The organism is Pseudomonas sp. GW821-FHT02H09 (assembly GCF_059421425.1).
Map to the genome: position 1 here is coordinate 66,026 of NZ_JBWKVA010000001.1, position 17,691 is coordinate 83,716.

16 protein-coding genes and 2 tRNA genes are annotated in these 17,691 nt (G+C 56.5%); 17 read left to right on the forward strand and 1 reads right to left on the reverse strand.

The window, feature by feature from the left end:
* The first annotated feature begins 39 nt into the window (after nt 1-39).
* Genes carB through AC07VR_RS00290 form a run of 3 tightly spaced genes read left to right on the forward strand, consistent with a single transcriptional unit; the run spans nt 40 to nt 4,167 of the window.
* The gene (carB, locus tag AC07VR_RS00280) at nt 40-3,261 is read left to right on the forward strand and encodes a carbamoyl-phosphate synthase large subunit (RefSeq protein ID WP_494995352.1); all 3,222 of its coding nucleotides are present in this window, start codon (nt 40-42) and stop codon (nt 3,259-3,261) included.
* Nucleotides 3,258-3,734: a transcription elongation factor GreA gene (greA, locus tag AC07VR_RS00285; RefSeq protein ID WP_494995351.1), complete on the forward strand. Its 477-nt coding sequence runs from the start codon at nt 3,258-3,260 to the stop codon at nt 3,732-3,734. Before carB ends, greA begins: the two co-directional genes overlap by 4 nt.
* A 28-nt stretch (nt 3,735-3,762) precedes the next feature.
* Nucleotides 3,763-4,167, forward strand: coding sequence for an MFS transporter (locus AC07VR_RS00290; RefSeq protein WP_494995350.1), 405 nt, complete (start codon nt 3,763-3,765; stop codon nt 4,165-4,167).
* Nucleotides 4,168-4,176: 9 nt separating this feature from the next.
* Here AC07VR_RS00290 and AC07VR_RS00295 read toward each other — a convergent pair whose 3' ends face one another.
* The gene (locus tag AC07VR_RS00295) at nt 4,177-4,485 is read right to left on the reverse strand and encodes a YhbY family RNA-binding protein (RefSeq protein WP_494995349.1); all 309 of its coding nucleotides are present in this window, start codon (nt 4,483-4,485) and stop codon (nt 4,177-4,179) included.
* Nucleotides 4,486-4,601: 116 nt separating this feature from the next.
* On the opposite strand from AC07VR_RS00295, the gene rlmE reads away from it, so the two are divergent.
* The 14 genes from rlmE to rpsO all read left to right on the forward strand — a co-directional run bounded on the left by rlmE (nt 4,602) and on the right by rpsO (nt 17,606).
* Nucleotides 4,602-5,252: a 23S rRNA (uridine(2552)-2'-O)-methyltransferase RlmE gene (rlmE, locus tag AC07VR_RS00300; protein ID WP_419118816.1), complete on the forward strand. Its 651-nt coding sequence runs from the start codon at nt 4,602-4,604 to the stop codon at nt 5,250-5,252.
* A 192-nt stretch (nt 5,253-5,444) separates the two neighbouring features.
* Nucleotides 5,445-7,355, forward strand: a complete 1,911-nt coding sequence (ftsH, locus tag AC07VR_RS00305) for an ATP-dependent zinc metalloprotease FtsH (protein ID WP_494995348.1) — start codon at nt 5,445-5,447, stop codon at nt 7,353-7,355.
* A gap of 8 nt (nt 7,356-7,363) precedes the next feature.
* Complete coding sequence (gene folP / locus AC07VR_RS00310; RefSeq protein WP_495010215.1) at nt 7,364-8,215, forward strand: dihydropteroate synthase; 852 nt, start codon at nt 7,364-7,366, stop codon at nt 8,213-8,215.
* 16 nt (nt 8,216-8,231) lie between these two features.
* Nucleotides 8,232-9,569, forward strand: coding sequence for a phosphoglucosamine mutase (glmM, locus tag AC07VR_RS00315; RefSeq protein ID WP_494995346.1), 1,338 nt, complete (start codon nt 8,232-8,234; stop codon nt 9,567-9,569).
* Nucleotides 9,570-9,635: 66 nt separating this feature from the next.
* Entirely contained in the window at nt 9,636-10,391 is a 756-nt protein-coding gene (gene tpiA / locus AC07VR_RS00320) for a triose-phosphate isomerase (RefSeq protein WP_495010216.1), read from the forward strand.
* Nucleotides 10,392-10,395: 4 nt separating this feature from the next.
* On the forward strand, nt 10,396-10,779 hold the full coding sequence (gene secG / locus AC07VR_RS00325) for a preprotein translocase subunit SecG (RefSeq protein ID WP_419118821.1): 384 nt from the start codon (nt 10,396-10,398) through the stop codon (nt 10,777-10,779).
* Nucleotides 10,780-10,807: 28 nt separating this feature from the next.
* Nucleotides 10,808-10,893 (forward strand) — tRNA-Leu (locus tag AC07VR_RS00330).
* Nucleotides 10,894-10,988: 95 nt separating this feature from the next.
* Nucleotides 10,989-11,065: transfer RNA gene (locus tag AC07VR_RS00335), tRNA-Met, on the forward strand.
* Nucleotides 11,066-11,205: 140 nt separating this feature from the next.
* Nucleotides 11,206-11,664, forward strand: a complete 459-nt coding sequence (gene rimP, locus AC07VR_RS00340; protein WP_419118832.1) for a ribosome maturation factor RimP — start codon at nt 11,206-11,208, stop codon at nt 11,662-11,664.
* Between the two features lie 47 nt (nt 11,665-11,711).
* A complete protein-coding gene (gene nusA, locus AC07VR_RS00345) occupies nt 11,712-13,193 on the forward strand; it encodes a transcription termination factor NusA (protein ID WP_489068704.1) in 1,482 nt (493 codons plus the stop codon).
* Between the two features lie 27 nt (nt 13,194-13,220).
* Nucleotides 13,221-15,737 carry a translation initiation factor IF-2 gene (gene infB / locus AC07VR_RS00350; RefSeq protein WP_494995344.1) on the forward strand — a complete coding sequence of 839 codons (2,517 nt, stop codon included), beginning with the start codon at nt 13,221-13,223 and terminating at the stop codon, nt 15,735-15,737.
* Between the two features lie 159 nt (nt 15,738-15,896).
* A complete protein-coding gene (rbfA, locus tag AC07VR_RS00355) occupies nt 15,897-16,298 on the forward strand; it encodes a 30S ribosome-binding factor RbfA (RefSeq protein ID WP_494995343.1) in 402 nt (133 codons plus the stop codon).
* Nucleotides 16,299-16,301: 3 nt separating this feature from the next.
* Entirely contained in the window at nt 16,302-17,219 is a 918-nt protein-coding gene (truB, locus tag AC07VR_RS00360) for a tRNA pseudouridine(55) synthase TruB (RefSeq protein ID WP_495010217.1), read from the forward strand.
* Nucleotides 17,220-17,336: 117 nt separating this feature from the next.
* Nucleotides 17,337-17,606 (forward strand): 30S ribosomal protein S15, encoded by a 270-nt coding sequence (gene rpsO / locus AC07VR_RS00365; RefSeq protein ID WP_009042128.1) that lies wholly within the window; start codon nt 17,337-17,339, stop codon nt 17,604-17,606.
* The last annotated feature ends 85 nt before the right edge of the window (nt 17,607-17,691 follow it).

Sequence of the window (17,691 nt, forward strand, 5' to 3'; positions counted from 1 at the left end):
GGGGATTGCCGTCGGACCTGCGGATTTGAGTGACTACCCATGCCAAAACGTACAGATATTAAAAGCATCCTGATTCTCGGCGCTGGCCCGATCGTTATCGGTCAGGCCTGTGAATTCGACTACTCCGGCGCCCAGGCCTGCAAAGCCCTGCGCGAAGAGGGTTACCGCGTCATCCTGGTGAACTCCAACCCAGCGACCATCATGACCGATCCGGACATGGCCGACGCTACCTACATCGAGCCGATCAAGTGGCAGACCGTTGCCAAGATCATCGAGAAAGAGCGTCCGGACGCGCTGCTGCCGACCATGGGCGGCCAGACTGCTCTGAACTGCGCCCTGGACCTGGAGCGTGAAGGCGTTCTGGAAAAATTCGGCGTAGAGATGATCGGCGCCAACGCTGACACCATCGACAAGGCTGAAGACCGTTCGCGTTTCGACAAGGCGATGAAATCCATCGGCCTGGCCTGTCCGCGTTCCGGCATCGCCCACAGCATGGAAGAGGCCAACGCGGTTCTCGATAAGCTCGGCTTCCCATGCATTATCCGTCCGTCCTTCACCATGGGCGGCACCGGCGGCGGTATCGCTTACAACCGTGAAGAGTTCGAAGAAATCTGCGCCCGCGGTCTGGACCTGTCGCCGACCAAAGAGCTGCTGATCGACGAATCGCTGATCGGCTGGAAAGAGTACGAAATGGAGGTTGTCCGCGATAAGAAGGACAACTGCATCATCGTCTGCTCGATCGAAAACTTTGACCCGATGGGCGTGCACACCGGTGACTCGATCACTGTTGCGCCGGCACAGACCCTGACCGACAAGGAATACCAGATCCTGCGTAACGCCTCCCTGGCGGTACTGCGTGAGATCGGCGTGGAAACCGGCGGTTCGAACGTGCAGTTCGGTATTTGCCCGGACACTGGTCGCATGGTTGTGATCGAGATGAATCCACGGGTATCCCGTTCCTCGGCATTGGCCTCCAAGGCCACCGGCTTCCCGATTGCCCGGGTCGCAGCCAAGCTGGCGATCGGTTACACCCTCGACGAACTGCAGAACGAAATCACCGGCGGCAAGACCCCGGCCTCTTTCGAGCCGTCTATCGACTACGTCGTTACCAAGCTCCCACGTTTTGCCTTCGAGAAATTCCCTAAGGCTGACGCTCGTCTGACCACGCAAATGAAGTCGGTCGGCGAAGTCATGGCTATCGGCCGGACCTTCCAGGAGTCCCTGCAGAAAGCCCTGCGCGGCCTGGAAGTAGGCGTATCCGGTCTGGACCCGAAGCTTGACCTGAGCAATCCGGAAAGCATGGGTGTACTCAAGCGCGAGCTGACCGTGCCGGGCGCCGAGCGTATCTGGTACGTCGCGGATGCTTTCCGTGCCGGCATGACTGTCGAAGATATCTTTGGCATGAACATGATCGATCCATGGTTCCTCGTACAGATCGAAGATCTGGTGAAGGAAGAAGAGCGGGTCAAGACTCTCGGTCTGGCCACCATCGACCGTGACGTGATGTACCGCCTCAAGCGCAAAGGCTTCTCCGATGCGCGTCTGGCCAAGCTGCTGGGTGTGACAGAAAAGGCCCTGCGTCGCCACCGTCACAAGCTTGAGGTTTATCCGGTCTACAAGCGTGTCGACACTTGCGCTGCAGAGTTCGCGACCGACACCGCTTACATGTATTCGACCTACGAGGAAGAATGCGAGGCCAACCCTTCGACGCGCGACAAGATCATGATCCTGGGTGGCGGTCCAAACCGTATCGGCCAGGGCATCGAGTTCGACTACTGCTGCGTTCACGCGGCACTCGCACTACGCGAAGACGGGTACGAGACCATCATGGTCAACTGCAACCCGGAAACCGTATCGACCGACTACGACACTTCGGATCGCCTGTACTTCGAACCAGTAACCCTGGAAGACGTCCTGGAAATCGTCCGTGTCGAAAAGCCGAAAGGTGTGATCGTTCAGTACGGCGGCCAGACTCCGCTGAAACTGGCTCGCGCTTTGGAAGAGGCTGGCGTGCCGATCATCGGTACTAGCCCTGACGCCATCGACCGCGCTGAAGACCGTGAGCGCTTCCAGCAAATGGTTGAGCGTCTGAACCTGCGTCAGCCGCCAAACGCTACTGTTCGCAGCGAAGACGAAGCAATTCGTGCTGCCGGCAAGATTGGTTACCCGCTGGTGGTGCGTCCGTCCTACGTACTGGGCGGTCGGGCGATGGAAATCGTCTACGAAGAAGAAGAGCTCAAGCGCTACCTGCGTGAAGCAGTGCAAGTGTCCAACGACAGCCCGGTGCTGCTGGACCACTTCCTCAACTGCGCCATCGAAATGGACGTGGATGCGGTCTGCGACGGCACCGACGTGGTGATCGGCGCGATCATGCAGCACATCGAGCAGGCTGGCGTGCACTCCGGTGACTCCGCGTGCTCGCTGCCGCCATACTCGTTGCCGGCGCACATCCAGGACGAGATGCGCGAACAGGTCAAGAAAATGGCTCTGGAACTGGGTGTGGTCGGCCTGATGAACGTTCAGTTGGCGCTGCAAGGCGAAGACATCTACGTCATCGAAGTCAACCCGCGCGCATCGCGTACCGTTCCGTTCGTGTCCAAGTGCATCGGTGTTTCCCTGGCGATGATCGCGGCTCGCGTCATGGCCGGTAAAACCCTGAAGGAAATCGGCTTCACCAAAGAAATCATCCCGAACTTCTACAGTGTGAAAGAGGCGGTGTTCCCATTCGCCAAATTCCCTGGCGTTGACCCGATCCTGGGCCCGGAGATGAAGTCCACCGGTGAAGTGATGGGTGTCGGTGACACCTTCGGTGAAGCGTTCGCCAAAGCCCAGATGGGTGCCAGCGAAGTGCTGCCGACCGGCGGTACCGCGTTCATCAGTGTGCGCGACGATGACAAGCCGTTGGTTGCCGGTGTAGCCCGTGATCTGATCAGCCTGGGCTTTGAAGTGGTCGCAACCGCCGGTACTGCCAAGCTGATTGAAGCGGCAGGCCTGAAAGTGCGTCGTGTGAACAAAGTGACCGAAGGTCGCCCACATGTGGTCGACATGATCAAGAATGACGAAGTCACGCTGATCATCAACACCACGGAGGGTCGTCAGTCGATCGCTGATTCCTATTCCATTCGTCGCAACGCCTTGCAGCACAAGATCTACTGCACTACCACCATTGCTGCTGGCGAAGCCATCTGTGAAGCGCTCAAGTTCGGTCCCGAGAAGACCGTGCGCCGCTTGCAGGATCTACACGCAGGATTGAAGGCATGATCAAATACCCAATGACCGTCCAGGGCGCTAAAGCCCTGGAAGAAGAACACGCTCACCTGACCAAGGTCGTCCGTCCGAAGCTTAGCCAGGACATCGGTACGGCCCGCGAGCTTGGCGACTTGAAGGAAAACGCCGAATACCATGCAGCCCGCGAACAGCAGGGCATGGTCGAGGCGCGGATTCGTGATATCGAAGGTCGCATGCAGAATGCGGTCATCATCGACGTCACGACCATTCCCCACACTGGCAAAGTGATTTTCGGCACTACCGTCGAAATCGCCAACGTCGAAACCGACGAGAGCGTGACTTATCACATCGTTGGTGAGGATGAAGCTGACTTCAAGTTGGGCAAGATTTCGGTCGGTTCGCCTCTCGCTCGCGCCTTGATTGCCAAGGAAGAGGGTGATGTGGTGGCGGTTAAAACGCCAGGTGGCGTTATCGAGTATGAGATTGTTGAAGTCCGTCACCTCTAAGAGAAGGCGCCCGCTGCAAGCGGGCGCCATGCTCTGGCAGCTGGCCCAGATGCTCTGGGTTGGCGGCGTCTGGCTGCTGCACATAGGTCTGCTGCCGGTGCTGGGTCAAATTGGCCTGGCGCCGTTACTGATCGAAGAGATTGGTAATATGTTGAGTGCGCTGCTGGTGGGGTTTTCAGCCGTTTGCGTGGTTCTGCAGATTCTGGTGCTGATTCAGGCCGAGGGTCGGGCCAGTCTGTGGCGGGATATTCGCGGGCAGTTGCTGTTAATGGCGTTGTATGCGTGTGCGATGTATTTCGTGGTGCGCGTGTGGCTGCCAGAGGCACATCACTGGCATTTGTTCAGCTATCTTGTTCTGGGTTTTTCCGGATTGGTACTGGTATTGCAGTCGGTGCCGGGGTGGAGTGGCAGGGTGCGCGAAGCACACCCTTGACCCTTGATATCACTTGAAGCGATGGACGTTCGACAGCTGCTTGTTGACGCTGAAGTTCTTGCGGTAAATCAATGCCATTTTGCCGATGACTTGCACCAGATCCGCCTTGCCGGCCTTGCACAGCTCGGCAATGGCTCCCAGGCGGGATTCGCGTTCGAGGATGTTGAGCTTGATTTTGATCAGCTCGTGATCGCTCAATGCGCGTTCAAGTTCGGCTAACACACCTTCAGTCAAACCGTTGTCAGCCACAGTCAAAACTGGTTTCAGATGGTGGCCAATGGATTTGTACTGTTTCTTCTGCTCTTGAGTGAGCGGCATAATCTGACCCCTGTGTCTGATCTTGTAAAAAGCGGCGGCCAGTTTACCCGAGCGAGTCCGGGACCGCCCAGTTAATCACGACCCGTTTATTTTTGAGTTTAATTTTGAGGTGGCCCGTGGCCCGTTCCAAGACAAGCCATAACTGGCTGAAAGAACACTTCAACGACCCGTACGTCAAAATGGCGCAAAAAGACGGGTATCGTTCGCGTGCCAGCTACAAGCTGCTGGAAATCCAGGAGAAGGACCGTCTTATCCGTCCCGGGATGAGTGTAATCGACCTCGGCGCGGCGCCAGGAGGGTGGTCGCAAGTGACCAGTCGTCTGATCGGCGGCCAAGGCCGACTGATCGCATCCGACATCCTGGAAATGGACAGCATCCCTGATGTGACCTTCATTCAAGGGGATTTCACCGAGGATGCGGTGCTGGCACAAATCCTCGAAGCCGTAGGTAATACACAAGTAGACCTTGTGATTTCCGATATGGCCCCCAATATGAGTGGATTGGCTGCTGTGGATATGCCACGTGCTATGTTCCTCTGCGAATTGGCGCTGGACCTTGCGGGTCGGGTTTTGCGTCCTGGTGGTGATTTTTTGATCAAGGTCTTCCAGGGTGAAGGCTTCGACGAGTACCACAAGGACATTCGCAAGTTGTTCGACAAGGTGCAGATGCGCAAGCCGCTGTCTTCCCGTGACAGGTCCCGTGAGCAGTATTTGCTGGGGCGCGGGTTTCGCGGAATTGAAGGTGCTGCGAGTGATGAGCGTCTTTAATGCAGGTGATAGTTTTTTTTGTGTCGCTTTACGAGTGAAGCATAAACGAAAATCGTGTAGTCAAGGTTTCACAAAGGGTTACAGACGGCGCCTGCCACATCTGTAGGTTCTGTAGTAAGTTAGGATGGTGAATATCATGCGAAGCGCGCGCCAATAGCGGAGCTTGCTTCAGAGGGTAGTTAATTGAACGATATGGCAAAGAATCTGATCCTGTGGTTGATCATCGCGGCTGTCCTGGTGACGGTGATGAACAACTTCTCCAGCCCTAACGAGCCACAGACCCTCAACTATTCCGACTTCATCCAGCAAGTGAAGGATGGCAAGGTCGAGCGCGTAGCGGTAGATGGCTATGTGATTACCGGCAAGCGCAATGACGGCGATAGCTTCAAGACCATTCGTCCTGCGATTCAGGACAATGGCCTGATCGGTGATCTGGTGGATAACCACGTAGTCGTCGAAGGCAAGCAGCCTGAACAGCAAAGCATCTGGACCCAGCTTCTGGTTGCAAGCTTCCCGATCCTGGTGATCATTGCCGTCTTTATGTTCTTCATGCGGCAGATGCAGGGTGGTGGTGGCGGGAAGGGCGGGCCGATGAGCTTCGGCAAGAGCAAGGCGCGCTTGCTATCTGAAGATCAGGTGAAAACCACTCTTGGCGACGTTGCTGGTTGCGATGAAGCCAAGGAAGAGGTTGGTGAACTCGTTGAGTTCTTGCGTGATCCGGGCAAGTTCCAGCGCCTTGGTGGTCGTATTCCTCGCGGCGTGCTGATGGTTGGTCCTCCGGGTACCGGTAAAACCTTGCTGGCTAAAGCTATTGCTGGCGAAGCCAAAGTGCCCTTCTTCACCATTTCCGGTTCCGATTTCGTCGAAATGTTCGTCGGTGTCGGTGCCAGCCGTGTTCGCGATATGTTCGAACAGGCGAAGAAACACGCTCCATGCATCATCTTCATCGACGAAATCGACGCTGTCGGTCGTCACCGTGGCGCTGGCATGGGGGGTGGTCACGATGAGCGTGAACAGACCCTTAACCAGTTGCTGGTAGAGATGGATGGTTTCGAGATGAATGACGGCATCATCGTCATTGCCGCGACCAACCGTCCTGATGTGCTTGACCCTGCATTGCTGCGTCCGGGTCGTTTCGACCGCCAGGTCGTTGTGGGCTTGCCGGACATTCGTGGTCGCGAACAGATTCTGAAGGTCCACATGCGCAAAGTGCCGATGGGTGATGATGTCGCTCCGGCAGTAATCGCTCGCGGTACCCCTGGCTTTTCTGGTGCGGACCTGGCCAACCTGGTGAACGAGGCTTCGTTGTTTGCTGCCCGTACTGGCAAGCGCGTTGTCGAGATGAAAGAGTTTGAGCTGGCCAAAGACAAGATCATGATGGGCGCGGAGCGCAAATCCATGGTCATGTCCGAGAAAGAGAAGCAGAACACTGCCTACCACGAGGCGGGTCACGCTATCGTTGGTCGTGTTGTGCCTGAGCATGATCCGGTCTACAAGGTTTCGATCATCCCTCGCGGTCGTGCGCTGGGTGTCACCATGTTCTTGCCGGAAGAAGATCGTTACAGTTTGTCCAAACGTGCGTTGATCAGTCAGATTTGCTCGCTTTACGGTGGTCGTATCGCTGAAGAAATGACCTTGGGCTTTGACGGTGTCACCACTGGCGCCTCCAACGACATCATGCGTGCCAGCCAGATCGCACGAAACATGGTTACCAAGTGGGGGTTGTCGGAAAAGCTCGGTCCGTTGATGTACGCCGAAGAGGAGGGTGAAGTGTTCCTGGGTCGCGGTGGTGGTGGCCAGCATGCCAGTTTCTCGGGTGAAACCGCGAAGCTCATCGACTCTGAAGTGCGAAGCATCATTGACCAGTGCTACGGTACTGCCAAGCAGATCCTTACCGACAACCGTGACAAGCTCGACGCCATGGCGGATGCCTTGATGAAGTACGAGACGATCGATGCTGAGCAGATCGACGACATCATGGCTGGGCGGACTCCGCGCGAGCCTCGCGACTGGTCGGATGGTGCGGGTACTTCCGGAACTCCTCCGGTAGTGCAGGGCGAACGTCCGCAAACCCCAATCGGCGGTCCAGCTGCTGACGTGTAAGGTTTTAAATGACTTCTGTACAGTCCTCGACCCGGTTGCCTTGCGGCAACCGGGTTCTTGATTTAGCCCGCACTCATGTGATGGGTATTCTTAACGTCACTCCTGATTCTTTTTCTGATGGCGGCCGCTTCAATCAGCTCGATGCGGCCTTGCGCCATGCCGAGGCGATGGTTGCGGCTGGTGCGACGCTGATTGACGTCGGTGGTGAGTCGACCCGGCCGGGCGCGCGGGTGGTTTCGCCGATCGAAGAGCTTGAGCGCGTTGCGCCCATTGTCGAGCGAATTCATCGTGAACTGGATGTGACTATTTCGGTCGATACCTCGACGCCCGCGGTCATGCGTGAAACTGCGCGGCTGGGTGCGGGTCTGATCAACGATGTGCGTTCACTGCGACGTGATGGCGCGCTAGATGCGGCGGCGGCCACAGGGCTGCCCGTGTGTCTTATGCATATGCTCGGCGAGCCGGGAGATATGCAGGACAATCCGCAATATCGAAACGTGACAAGCGAGGTCGGCGAGTTTCTGGCTGAGCGTATGGCTCAATGTGCGATGGTTGGCATCCCTCCCGAGCGGATCATCCTCGATCCGGGCTTCGGTTTTGCAAAAAGCCTGCAGCACAATTTGAGTCTTTTCAAGCATATGGAGGCTCTGCATGCCTTGGGGCGTCCCCTGTTGGTTGGGGTTTCGCGAAAGAGCATGATAGGGCTGGCGTTGAATCGTCCGGTTGGAGAGCGACTGCATGGCGGTCTGGCTCTCGCCGCATTGGCCGTGGTCAAAGGGGCGCGGATTTTGCGCGTGCATGACGTAGCCGAGACGGTCGATGTGGTGCGGATGATCGAAGCGGTAGAATCTGCCGATTAAGAGTGATGGAGCATTTATGACTAAAAAATATTTTGGTACTGACGGCATTCGTGGTCGGGTCGGCGAGTTTCCTATTACCCCGGATTTCATGCTCAAGCTCGGCTGGGCTGCGGGTATGGCATTTCGAAGCATGGGCGCCTGTCGGGTGCTGGTGGGCAAGGATACGCGGATCTCTGGCTACATGTTCGAGTCTGCCCTGGAAGCCGGGTTGTCTGCTGCGGGTGCCGATGTGATGCTGTTGGGGCCGATGCCGACACCGGCTATCGCCTACCTGACTCGCACCTTCCAGGCTGAGGCCGGTATTGTCATCAGTGCTTCGCACAACCCTCATGACGATAATGGCATCAAATTCTTCTCCGGGCAGGGCACCAAGCTGCCGGACGAAATCGAACTGATGATCGAAGAGTTGCTCGATATGCCGATGACGGTGGTCGAGTCGAGCAAAATCGGTAAGGTTTCACGGATCAACGACGCGTCAGGTCGTTATATCGAATTTTGTAAAAGCAGCGTGCCGACCGGTACCAGTTTTGCCGGTTTGAATATCGTTATCGATTGCGCACACGGCGCTACCTATAAAGTGGCGCCTAGTGTCTTTCGTGAGTTGGGTGCGCAGGTAACGGTGCTTTCAGCTCAGCCTAACGGTCTGAACATCAATGAAAACTGCGGTTCGACCCATATGGGGCAACTGCAGGCGGCGGTGCTTGCCGAGCATGCCGACCTTGGTATTGCCTTCGATGGTGATGGCGATCGGGTGTTGATGGTCGATCATACGGGCGCGGTAGTCGATGGTGATGAGTTGCTGTTTATCATCGCTCGTGATCTGCATGAGCGTAAGAAGTTGCAGGGCGGCGTCGTAGGTACTCTGATGAGTAATCTGGGGTTGGAGCTGGCTCTCGCAGACCTGGGTATTCCATTCGTGCGAGCCAATGTCGGTGACCGCTATGTGATAGCGGACCTGCTGGAGCGTAACTGGCAGGTCGGTGGCGAGAACTCTGGCCATATCGTCTGCTTCCAGCACACGACTACCGGTGATGCGATCATTGCAGCGCTGCAGGTATTGATTGCATTGAAAGGCCGTAAAGAGAGTCTTGCTCAGTCCCGCCAGGCGTTGCGCAAGTGTCCTCAGGTGTTGGTCAATGTGCGCTTTTCGGGCGGCGTAAATCCGGTCGAGCATACTACCGTGAAAGAGGCTTGCGCCCGTGTTACAACGGCTATGGCGGGTCGTGGACGGGTGCTTTTGCGCAAGTCCGGCACCGAGCCTTTGGTCCGCGTAATGGTCGAAGGCGATGATGAAGCGCAGGTTCGTGGTTATGCCGATGAGCTGGCAAAACTGGTTACTGAAGTTTGCGCCTGATTTTGGCTTGCCAGTGTTGATGCGGTTGGGTAACATCTGCGCCCACTTTGACCGACGAGGTACAGCATGCGTCGCCCTATGGTAGCTGGTAACTGGAAAATGCACGGTACCCGCGCCAGCGTCGCTGAGCTGATTAATGGCCTTCGTCATCTGGCCTTGCCAAGCGGTGTTGATGTCGCGGTATTCCCACCTTGCTTGTATATCAATCAAGTGATTGATGGCTTGAAAGGTCAGTCGATTTCGGTCGGCGCGCAGAATTCTGCGGTGGAATCCATGCAAGGTGCTTTGACTGGCGAGATTGCGCCAAGTCAGCTGGAGGACGCAGGTTGTTCTCTGGTGCTTGTGGGTCATTCCGAGCGTCGCCTGATTCTGGGTGAGTGTGACGGGACTCTCAATCGCAAGTTCGCCGCGGCGCAAGCATGTGGCTTGATTCCGGTGTTGTGTGTAGGGGAAACTCTCGAGCAGCGCGAAGCCGGGAAGACCCTTGAAGTTGTCGGGCGTCAGCTGGGCAGCATCATTGAGGGCTTGGGCGTAGGTGCATTTGCAAAGGCAGTAATCGCTTACGAGCCGGTCTGGGCTATTGGTACCGGGCTGACTGCATCACCGCAACAGGCGCAGGATGTGCACGCAGCCATTCGCGCCCAGTTGGCGGCAGAGGATTCTGAAGTCGCACGAGGTGTGCGGCTTCTATACGGCGGCAGCGTGAAGGCGGCCAATGCGGTCGAACTGTTCGGCATGCCGGATATCGATGGGGGGCTCATTGGTGGAGCTTCCCTGAATGCAGATGAGTTCGGTGCGATTTGTCGCGCCGCGGGAAACTGAGAAAATGCTGGAAACAGTCGTAGTCGTTTTTCATCTGTTGGGTGCTCTGGGCGTTGTTGCTCTGGTATTGCTGCAACAGGGTAAAGGTGCGGATGCTGGCGCGTCTTTCGGAGCAGGTGCTTCAAATACTGTGTTCGGAAGCCAAGGTTCCTCTACCTTTCTTAGTAAGTTTACTGCTATACTTGCCGCAGGTTTCTTCATGACCAGCTTAGGGTTAGGTTACTTTGCTAAAGAGAAAGCTCATGAGCTGACTCAAGTAGGTTTGCCAAATCCAGCGGTGTTGGAAGTTCCAAAGCAAAAACCGGCTTCTGATGATGTCCCGGTGCTTCAAGAGCAAAAGTCGGCAACCAATGCGACTGACGTACCTCCAGCTCAAGAGCAAAAGTAAGAAGAGTTTCATGCAGTAATGTTGTATTGCCGAGGTGGTGGAATTGGTAGACACGCAACCTTGAGGTGGTTGTGCCCATAGGGTGTAGGGGTTCGAGTCCCCTTCTCGGTACCAATTATCAGGAGAGCCCGCTGTTGCGGGCTTTCTTGTAGGTGGAGGTTCGATTGACCCTGCAAGGGATCGGTCGTATACTTCCGCCCCAGCTTTGTCGCGGGGTGGAGCAGTCTGGTAGCTCGTCGGGCTCATAACCCGAAGGTCGTCGGTTCAAATCCGGCCCCCGCAACCAGTTTTAGCGGAGCCCCTTTTTAGGGGCTTTTTGTTAGCTGGACACTTTCTACGCCGCTGTTCGACGGCGTTTCAAGGATGGGCGTTTCGCCCATTTTTTTATTTTGCATAGCATGCACATACATGCACGAGGGGGTTCAGGTGTCGAGCAAGCTAGAAGAGTTGCAGGCCTTGCTGGCCCCGGTGGTCGTGGCCCTGGGCTATGAATGCTGGGGTATTGAGTTTTCGGCTCAAGGTCGCCACTCAATGTTGCGCGTTTATATTGATAAAGAAGGCGGCGTGCTGGTGGACGATTGTGCCATCGTCAGCCGTCAGATCAGCGGTGTCCTGGATGTTGAAGATCCGATCGCCGTTGAATACACCCTTGAAGTTTCCTCGCCTGGCATGGAACGCCCACTGTTCACTATTGAGCAGTTTGCAAAATTTGCCGGTGAACAAGTGAAGATCAAGCTGCGCTCGCCTTTCGAAGGTCGACGCAACTTTCAAGGCCTTCTGCGCGGCGTAGAAGAGCAGGATATCGTGGTGCAGGTTGAAGACCATGAGTTCCTGTTGCCGATCGATATGATCGACAAGGCCAACATTATTCCCAGTTTTGACTGAGACGCGGATCCCGCGGATCCAATGGCTTGCGAAAGGCGAGGCGTACGATGAGCAAAGAAGTACTGCTGGTTGTTGAGTCGGTATCCAATGAAAAGGGCGTACCGGCAAACGTTATTTTTGAAGCGCTGGAGCTGGCTCTGGCCACCGCTACCAAAAAGCGTTTCGAAGACGAAGTTGACCTGCGTGTGGAAATTAACCGCCACACCGGTGCCTATGAAACTTTCCGTCGCTGGGCGGTAGTCGAAGAAGCAGATCTGGACGATCCGGCTGTCGAGATGTGGGTCGAGCAGGCTCAGGAAACCCAGCCGGGCGCTAAAGCTGGCGACATCGTTGAAGTAAAAATCGACTCGATCGAGTTTGGCCGCATCGCTGCACAGACCGCCAAACAGGTCATCGTGCAGAAAGTCCGCGAAGCAGAGCGTGCTCAAGTCGTTGATGCCTATCGCGAGCGCTTGGGAGAAATCATCTCCGGCACCGTGAAAAAAGTGACGCGCGACAATGTGATCGTCGATCTGGGTAACAACGCCGAGGCGTTGTTGGCCCGTGAAGACATCATCTCTCGTGAGACTTTCCGTGTTGGCGTGCGTCTGCGTGCGCTGCTCAAGGAAATCCGCACCGAGAACCGCGGTCCGCAGTTGATCCTGTCGCGTACCGCGCCGGAAATGCTGATCGAATTGTTCCGTATTGAAGTGCCGGAAATTGCCGAAGGCCTGATCGAAGTGATGGCAGCATCCCGCGATCCGGGTTCTCGTGCCAAAATTGCGGTCCGTTCCAAAGACAAACGCATCGACCCGCAAGGCGCCTGCATTGGCATGCGCGGTTCGCGCGTCCAGGCAGTGTCTGGCGAGTTGGGCGGCGAGCGTGTGGATATTGTCCTGTGGGACGACAACCCGGCGCAGTTCGTGATCAACGCCATGTCACCGGCTGAGGTCGCAGCAATTATCGTTGACGAAGATGCCCATGCCATGGACATCGCCGTTGGCGCAGACAATCTTGCTCAGGCCATCGGTCGCGGTGGTCAGAACGTGCGTCTGGCTAGCCAGTTGACTGGCTGGACCCTGAACGTGATGACCGAATCGGACATCCAGGCTAAGCAGCAAGCAGAAACCGGCGACATCCTGCGCAACTTTATCGACGAGCTGGAAGTCGACGAAGATCTGGCACAGGTACTGGTCGATGAAGGCTTCACCAGCCTGGAAGAGATTGCCTACGTACCGTTGGAAGAAATGCTCAACATTGACGGCTTTGACGAAGATACAGTCAACGAGCTTCGCGCTCGCGCCAAAGACCGTTTGTTGACTAAAGCCATCGCTACTGAGGAAAAGCTGGCAGACGCCCATCCGGCCGAAGACCTGCTCTCGCTTGAGGGTATGGACAAGGATTTGGCGATGGAACTGGCGGTGCGCGGCGTAATTACCCGCGAAGACCTGGCCGAGCAGTCTATTGACGACCTGCTCGACATCGACGGCATTGACGATGATCGTGCCGGCAAGTTGATCATGGCCGCCCGAGCCCATTGGTTCGAGTAATTAGGCGCGGCCTGAGGAGAGAAGTGCATGACGCAAGTCACGGTGAAACAACTGGCCGATGAGGTCAAAACACCGGTAGAGCGCCTGTTGCAGCAGATGCGTGAGGCAGGTCTGCCGCACACCGCCGCCGAGCAAGATGTGACCGACAGTGAGAAGCAGGCTCTGCTGACTCACTTGAAAAGCAGCCACAAGGCGAAAGTGGAAGAACCGCGCAAGATCACTTTGCAGCGCAAAACCACCAGCACCCTGCGTGTTGCTGGCAGCAAAAGCATCAGCGTTGAAGTGCGCAAGAAGAAAGTCTTCGTACAGCGCAGCCCGGAAGAAATCGAAGCCGAGCGCAAACGCGAACTGGAAGAACGTCGCGCAGTAGAAAATGCTGCTCGTCAAAAGGCTGAAGAAGAAGCCAAGCGTCGCGCCGAAGAAGAAGCGCGTCGCCAGCCTGCTCCTGTGCAAGTGTCTGCAAATGACGCTGTTGTAGTGGCGCCTGCTGCTTTCGTCGCCCCAGTGCAAGAGGCCCCTGTAGTGGCTGCTGCGCCGGCTGCCGACGCTCGCAAGAGAGATGAGCAGCGTCGCCCGGACAAACCACGCAGTGATGACAGCAGTCGTCGCGGCGATGGCGAGCGCAAGAGCAATGCTCCGCATCGTGCAACCGTTAAAGAGAAGGCTCCGGCTCCACGCGTTGCCCCTCGTACTACCGACGAAGAAAGCGATGGCTTCCGTCGTGGTGGTCGCGGCAAGGCCAAGCTGAAGAAGCGCAATGCCCACGGCTTCCAGAGCCCAACCGGCCCTGTGATTCGTGACGTACAAATCGGCGAGACCATCACTGTTGGCGAATTGGCTCAGCAGATGTCGGTCAAGGCCGCTGAAGTCATCAAGTTCATGTTCAAGATGGGCACTCCGGCGACCATCAACCAGGTACTCGATCAGGAAACTGCTCAACTGGTAGCTGAAGAACTGGGCCACAAAGTGACCCTGGTCAGCGACACCGCCCTGGAAGACTCCCTGGCAGAATCGCTGAAGTTCGAAGGTGAGGCGTTCGCCCGTGCGCCAGTCGTGACCGTAATGGGTCACGTTGACCATGGTAAGACTTCGCTGCTCGACTACATCCGTCGTGCCAAGGTAGCTGCTGGCGAAGCCGGTGGTATCACCCAGCACATCGGTGCTTACCACGTTGAAACCGAACGCGGCATGGTCACCTTCCTCGACACCCCTGGTCACGCTGCGTTTACCGCAATGCGTGCTCGCGGTGCCAAGGCGACCGACATCGTGATTCTGGTAGTTGCGGCGGACGACGGTGTAATGCCGCAGACCATCGAAGCTGTTCAGCACGCCAAAGCCGCCGGTGTTCCGCTGGTTGTTGCTGTGAACAAAATCGACAAGCCGGGTGCCGATCTCGATCGCATTCGTAGCGAACTGTCTGTCCACGGTGTTACGTCCGAAGAATGGGGTGGTGATACTCCGTTCGTTTCAGTCTCCGCGAAAATGGGTACTGGCGTTGACGACCTGCTGGAAGCAGTCCTGCTGCAAGCTGAAGTTCTCGAGCTGAAAGCAACCCCGTCCGCTCCTGGTCGTGGCGTTGTGGTTGAATCGCGCCTCGACAAAGGTCGTGGCCCGGTTGCAACCGTTCTGGTTTCAGACGGCACGCTGCGTCAAGGCGACATGGTTCTGGTTGGTTCGAACTTCGGCCGTATCCGGGCGATGCTTGACGAAAACGGCAAGCCGATCAAAGAAGCGGGTCCTTCGATTCCAGTCGAGATTCTCGGTCTGGACGGCACGCCGGAAGCTGGCGACGAGATGAGCGTAATGACTGACGAGAAGAAGGCACGCGAAGTTGCCCTGTTCCGTCAAGGCAAGTTCCGCGAAGTCAAACTGGCTCGTGCTCACGCTGGCAAGCTGGAAAATATCTTCGAGAACATGGGTCAGGAAGAGAAGAAGACGCTTAACATCGTCCTCAAATCCGACGTCCGCGGTTCTCTGGAAGCTCTGCAGGGCGCCCTCGGCGGCCTGGGTAACGATGAAGTGCAAGTGCGCGTAGTCGGTGGCGGTGTCGGTGGTATCACCGAGAGCGACGCCAACCTTGCACTGGCCTCCAACGCTGTACTGTTCGGTTTCAACGTGCGTGCCGATGCTGGCGCTCGCAAGATCGTCGAACAGGAAGGTCTGGATATGCGTTACTACAACGTGATCTACGACATCATCGAAGACGTCAAGAAAGCCCTGACCGGTATGCTTGGCAGCGACGTTCGGGAGAACATCCTGGGTATCGCTGAAGTCCGCGACGTGTTCCGTTCGCCGAAGTTTGGCGCGATCGCCGGTTGTATGGTTATCGAAGGTGTTGTGCACCGTAACCGTCCAATCCGTGTACTGCGTGAAGACATCGTTATCTTCGAAGGCGAGCTGGAATCCCTGCGCCGCTTCAAGGATGACGCTTCCGAAGTACGTGCCGGCATGGAATGCGGTATCGGCGTGAAGAGCTACAACGACGTCAAGGTCGGTGACAAGATCGAAGTCTTCGAGAAGGTTCAGGTTGCTCGCAGCCTCTAACTCGCGCACTTCAAGAGCCGTGATGGGCAGCCGCATGCAAATGCACGGCGCATCACCCGGACTCTAAACGCAACGCCCGGTCTGGCTTCTGTCAGGCCGGGCGTTTGCCGCTTTCAGACCACACGGGTTTCACCGTGAGGCAGTAACAGGTAACAATACATGGCAAAAGAATACAGCCGTACCCAACGTATCGGCGATCAGATGCAGCGTGAGCTGGCACAGCTGATCCGTCGTGAAGTCAAAGACCCGCGCGTCGGCCTGGTCACCATTACCGCTGTTGAAGTCAGCCGTGACGTCGGTCACGCCAAGATCTTCATCACCGTGATGGGGCAGGACAGCGCCGACGACATCGCTCAAAGCATCAAGGTGCTGAACTCGGCCGCCGGTTTCCTGCGTATGCAACTGGCTCGTGAGATGAAGCTGCGCAGCGTTCCACAGCTGCACTTCCACTACGACGAAAGCGTCGTGCGTGGCGCTCATCTGTCGGCATTGATCGAACGCGCGGTGGCTGAAGACAATCAGCACCTGGTTGCGGCTGAACCCGAAGACGCCAAGGAGTAATCGGTGGCTCAGGTCAAACGTATCCGTCGTAACGTCAGCGGCATCATCCTGCTCGACAAACCGTTGGGGTTCACCTCCAATGCAGCGCTGCAGAAAGTCCGTTGGTTGCTCAATGCCGAGAAGGCCGGGCATACCGGCAGCCTGGACCCGCTCGCCACTGGCGTGCTGCCGTTGTGCTTCGGTGAAGCCACCAAGTTCTCGCAATATTTGCTCGATTCGGACAAGGCTTATGAAACCTTGATGCAATTGGGCAAGACCACCACCACGGCGGACGCCGAAGGTGAGGTTTTGCAGACACGGGAAGTGACCGTCGGTCGCGCCGATATTGAAGCGGTTTTACCGAATTTTCGCGGTAAAATCAGTCAGATACCACCGATGTACTCAGCTCTCAAGCGTGATGGCCAGCCGCTTTACAAGTTGGCCCGTGCAGGTGAAGTGGTGGAGCGCGAAGCGCGTTCTGTTACTATTGCGCGCTTGGAATTGCTTGCGTTCGAGGGCGATACTGCCCGGCTTGCAGTGGATTGCAGCAAAGGCACTTATATCCGGACCCTTGTGGAGGATATTGGTGAGCAACTCGGTTGTGGCGCTTACGTTGCTCAATTGCGACGTACCCAGGCCGGTCCTTTCAGCCTGGCCCAGACGGTTACGCTGGAAGAGCTGGAAGCAGTACATGCCGAAGGCGGCAATGAGGCGGTTGACCGCTTCCTGATGCCATCGGACAGCGGCCTGCTGGATTGGCCACTGTTGCAGTTCTCGGAGCACAGCTCGTTCTACTGGCTTAACGGCCAGCCGGTACGAGCCCCGGATGCACCGAAGTTCGGCATGGTACGGGTACAGGATCATAACGGTCGCTTCATCGGTATCGGTGAAGTGAGCGAAGACGGGCGTATCGCGCCTCGTCGACTGATTCGGTCAGAATGACCGGACGAGGGTGGCTGTTAACAGGCACGGTCACTACTCATTTATAGATACAGGGATTTGTCCCTGGCCTGTTGAAGCTGTTTCTTTGAAACAGTTTCCTGATAAAAGGATTGCCTCATGGCTCTCAGCGTTGAAGAAAAAGCTCAAATCGTTACCGACTACCAGCAAGCTGTTGGTGATACCGGTTCGCCAGAAGTGCAAGTTGCACTGCTGACCGCCAACATCAACAAACTGCAAGGTCACTTCAAGGCCAACGGTAAAGACCACCACTCCCGTCGTGGTCTGATCCGCATGGTAAACCAGCGTCGTAAGCTGCTGGACTACCTGAAGGGCAAAGACCTGAGCCGTTACAGCGCTCTGATCGGTCGCCTGGGTCTGCGTCGCTAATAAGCGATTGCGCTAGAGGTTGGTTGTCTGTCGTGCGTCAGCGGGTTTCCCGCAGGCGCATGGCAGGCTCCCAGCCTCAAGTTTT

What these genes read in the sequence shown, in the direction of transcription:
- rbfA (WP_494995343.1), top strand. Translation starts at nt 15,897, where the DNA reads ATGGCAAAAGAATACAGCCGTACCCAACGTATCGGCGATCAGATGCAG.
- AC07VR_RS00290 (WP_494995350.1), top strand. Translation starts at nt 3,763, where the DNA reads ATGCTCTGGCAGCTGGCCCAGATGCTCTGGGTTGGCGGCGTCTGGCTG.
- infB (WP_494995344.1), top strand. Translation starts at nt 13,221, where the DNA reads ATGACGCAAGTCACGGTGAAACAACTGGCCGATGAGGTCAAAACACCG.
- glmM (WP_494995346.1), top strand. Translation starts at nt 8,232, where the DNA reads ATGACTAAAAAATATTTTGGTACTGACGGCATTCGTGGTCGGGTCGGC.
- nusA (WP_489068704.1), top strand. Translation starts at nt 11,712, where the DNA reads ATGAGCAAAGAAGTACTGCTGGTTGTTGAGTCGGTATCCAATGAAAAG.
- secG (WP_419118821.1), top strand. Translation starts at nt 10,396, where the DNA reads ATGCTGGAAACAGTCGTAGTCGTTTTTCATCTGTTGGGTGCTCTGGGC.
- ftsH (WP_494995348.1), top strand. Translation starts at nt 5,445, where the DNA reads ATGGCAAAGAATCTGATCCTGTGGTTGATCATCGCGGCTGTCCTGGTG.
- tpiA (WP_495010216.1), top strand. Translation starts at nt 9,636, where the DNA reads ATGCGTCGCCCTATGGTAGCTGGTAACTGGAAAATGCACGGTACCCGC.
- rpsO (WP_009042128.1), top strand. Translation starts at nt 17,337, where the DNA reads ATGGCTCTCAGCGTTGAAGAAAAAGCTCAAATCGTTACCGACTACCAG.
- folP (WP_495010215.1), top strand. Translation starts at nt 7,364, where the DNA reads ATGACTTCTGTACAGTCCTCGACCCGGTTGCCTTGCGGCAACCGGGTT.
- carB (WP_494995352.1), top strand. Translation starts at nt 40, where the DNA reads ATGCCAAAACGTACAGATATTAAAAGCATCCTGATTCTCGGCGCTGGC.
- AC07VR_RS00295 (WP_494995349.1), bottom strand. Translation starts at nt 4,485, where the DNA reads ATGCCGCTCACTCAAGAGCAGAAGAAACAGTACAAATCCATTGGCCAC.
- greA (WP_494995351.1), top strand. Translation starts at nt 3,258, where the DNA reads ATGATCAAATACCCAATGACCGTCCAGGGCGCTAAAGCCCTGGAAGAA.